This window comes from Photobacterium sp. OFAV2-7 (assembly GCF_022347985.1).
Lineage (GTDB): Bacteria > Pseudomonadota > Gammaproteobacteria > Enterobacterales > Vibrionaceae > Photobacterium.
Genome location: NZ_JAKRFQ010000613.1, coordinates 1 through 3,234, shown reverse-complemented (window position 1 = coordinate 3,234; position 3,234 = coordinate 1). Strand labels below are relative to the sequence as shown.

The window sequence follows — 3,234 nt, the reverse complement described above, 5'->3', positions numbered from 1 at the left end:
TATAAGATGCGCCTTCAATCATATCGACAGCTACGAGTGTTCCTCGTTTAATATCTTCTTCTATCCAGTGTTTGGGTAACCGGCCAAAGCATAGGCCGTCTTTGATTAGGTTATAGGCTGAATTGAGGTTGCTTGCCGTCCAGCGGTTTGTCGGAGATAGCCAGCCAAAGGTTATATCTCTCGGACCGGAATCCCTCACGACGACCTGAGTGCCTTCTTCGAGATCTTCGGCTGTGATTCTTCGCCTAAGGGTATTGAGGAAATAATCTTGGCTGCAAACCATAACAAACTCGATGTCGATGATTCTGTCGCTCAGAAACCCCGGAGGAGGCGTCATACCTATTGCCAAATCTGTTGTTTTTTCAAGTAGGTAATCGTTGACTCCGGACATCACCTCTTCGCGCAGTTCGATTCGGGTTCCCGACTTTAACTGGTTAAATTGGCTTAGTACTTTGTTTGTGATCTCCTGGGGAAAAGAAGTATCGACGACCAGTCTGATTGTCGCTTCGGCACCATTGCCAAGCAAAGAAGCCAGCGCTTCAGTATTTGCAAGGTGTCGTAGAAGTATGCCTGCACGATCAGCCAGGATCTCCCCGTTTTCGTTAAGCGTTGTGGCTCTTCCTTTTTTCATCAGTAGCTGAATGTCTAGTGCCTCTTGCAGCTCTTTTAGCATATAGCTGATGGTCGATTGGCTCTTGCCCAGCTTTTCGGCTGCTATGGATACGGAGCCATATCTCTGCAGAGCACAAAGCGACTCCCATTGTTCAATTGATGTTTTCATATTTAACCCATCTAGATTTTCGATGTTATCCATCTCTCTGACTGGTATTCCTATCGATACAGTCAATACGGAAATTATACTCATGATGGTTGAAGCTTTATCAAGCTATTTATCAACTTAATTAGGAGTATGAAAATGTTCAGGAAAATAGGAACAGTAGTTTTTTCACTGGTAGTGACAGCGAATGTCTTTGCTCAGGAACCAGTTTGGGATGGCAATAAAGTTATTCTGGAATCACAGAAGCTAGCGAGCGATGTTTTTGCCGTTATCCCGTCGGATGCCGGGGAGAAAGCACCGAATGGCTATCCTATTGCCACAACTGGCGGTTTTGTTATCGGTAATGACGGGGTGCTTGTTGTCGAGTCGATGCTGAATGAAAGGTTGGCAAAGCAGGTTATTTCCCTGGTAAAAAAAGAAACTAGTAAGCCAATTAAGTATGTTGTAAATACCAGTGCGCATGGCGATCACTCCTACGGTAACTACGTATTTCCAGATAGTGTTGCAGTTATCCAGCATGTTAACGCCAAGCAGTATATTGATAGCCATTTCAAGCAAGATACCGAGTTCATGATGCAATATTTTGGCAAGGGACGCGGTATTGAAGAGGTTGTACCAAGAACCGGGGATGTGCTGATACCGAAAGACGGCAAGATAGCCATCGATCTGGGTGGTAAGACTGTTGAAATTCAGGACTATGGCTTTGCTCAGACAGGCGGTGATCTATTCGTTTCTGTACCGGCAGATAATGTTATTTGGACCGGTAACCCGGTTGTATCGACCGATCCTGCTTTTCCATGGCTTCTGGATGGCCACCTGGTCGAAACACTGGCAACCATGCGTTATGTCTATGGCCTTACTGATGCAAAAACGGTGGTTGTTCCGGGGCACGGGCCTGTCACTGACCGTTCGGCAATCAAATGGCATGTGGATTATTTAAGTGCAGTGCGGGATGCGGTGAAAGGTGCGATAGCTAAAGGTATGTCACTTGAAGAGACCGTGGCAGCTGTTCAGTTGCCGGAATATCAGGGTTATGCACTTCATGGTTGGGTTCATTCTGGCCTGAATGTACCGGCTGCGTATAAAGATCTATCAGGAAAGCACTAACAGCAGATGTCTGTCTGTTAACGCTGGTGGTACTGGCTGGATGACAGTCAGTATCACCGGAATGAAAGGAAGATGTATGAACGGTATCAAAGCCTCGCTAATAAAACACCCGCTCAGGTACATGACATTAGCGCTCTCTGCGGCGCTATTGATAGGTTGTGAGCAAACTTCATTGCTTAGCTCTGCAGCGAGTAATGAAGCGGCACCGCTGACAGCGGACCTAATAGTAAAAGATGCAAAAATAACGACTTTGGATGAGAGCAACCCGAGCGCGCAAGCTATTGCCATTAAAGATGGTGTGATCATTCGAGTTGGCAATAACCAAGACGTAGAGACTCTCAGGGGCGAGACGACCGAGGTAGTCAACGCCCAAAACCGAAGAATGATCCCGGGCCTTATCGATTCGCACTCCCACTTCTTGAGAAGTGGTTTGGCTTATACCAGAGAGCTTAGATGGGATGGTGTCCCTGATCTTGAAACTGGTCTGAAAATGATTGCCGAGCAGGCGAAAAGAACCCCTGATGGGGAGTGGGTAAGAGTGATTGGTGGCTGGACACCATGGCAGTTTAAGGAGCAAAGACTGCCGACAGTGGAAGAGCTGAATGAAGCTGCACCAGATACCCCATTGTATATGCAGTACTTTTATAGTGTAGGTATCTTGAACAAGAAAGGGATGGAGTTGCTTGGTATAGACAAGTCAATACCCGATCCCAAGGGAGGAAAGTTTGTCCGTGATGCAAACGGCAATCCGACTGGTTTGATGCTGGCGCAGCCGCATCCGGGCATTTTTTATGGAAAAATAGCAGCCCTGCCAGAAACAACGCCGGATATTGAAGCGAACTCAACAATTCACTTGTTTCATGAATTGGCTCGGTTTGGCCTGACTTCTGTGATTGATGCGGGGGGAGGTGGCTTTGGTTATCCCGATGAGTACGGAACTGCTGAAAAGCTGGCAATCGACGGTAAGCTGCCTTTGAGAACATCTTTTTACCTGTTTGCCCAAAACCCAGGAAAAGAACTTGCTGACTATCAGGCATGGACAAAGGCAAATAAAGCAGGGACGAATACGGACTCGACCAAGAGTCACGGTTTCGAAATCGATGGTGGCGGGGAGTATCTGCTCTGGAAGGTCGGAGACTTCGAAAACTTCCGTGCAGGGCGCCCTGAGCTCGATGCCGATATGGAGCAAGATCTGACGCCAATCATTGAACTCTTAATCGATCGCAGGTGGCCGTTTAGGATTCACTCAACCTATGATGAATCAATTACCAGAGTGCTGGATGTAATCGAGGAAGTTACCGCTCGTAAACCTTTGCGGGGGCTACGCTGGTCGATAGAACATGCCGAAA

3 protein-coding genes are annotated in these 3,234 nt (G+C 47.2%); 2 read left to right on the top strand and 1 reads right to left on the bottom strand.

Going from position 1 to position 3,234, the window contains the following annotated elements; genetic code table 11:
• Positions 1–781 (bottom strand): LysR family transcriptional regulator (locus MHN01_RS21735; RefSeq protein ID WP_239413388.1); only part of this gene is annotated, 781 nt, incomplete at its 3' end.
• 135 nt (positions 782–916) lie between these two features.
• Here MHN01_RS21735 and MHN01_RS21730 point away from each other — a divergent pair.
• Both MHN01_RS21730 and MHN01_RS21725 read left to right on the top strand, forming a co-directional pair.
• The gene (locus MHN01_RS21730) at positions 917–1,885 is read left to right on the top strand and encodes an MBL fold metallo-hydrolase (RefSeq protein ID WP_239413387.1); all 969 of its coding nucleotides are present in this window, start codon (positions 917–919) and stop codon (positions 1,883–1,885) included.
• Between the two features lie 76 nt (positions 1,886–1,961).
• On the top strand, positions 1,962–3,234 hold a 1,273-nt coding region (locus tag MHN01_RS21725), incomplete at its 3' end, for an amidohydrolase (protein ID WP_239413386.1).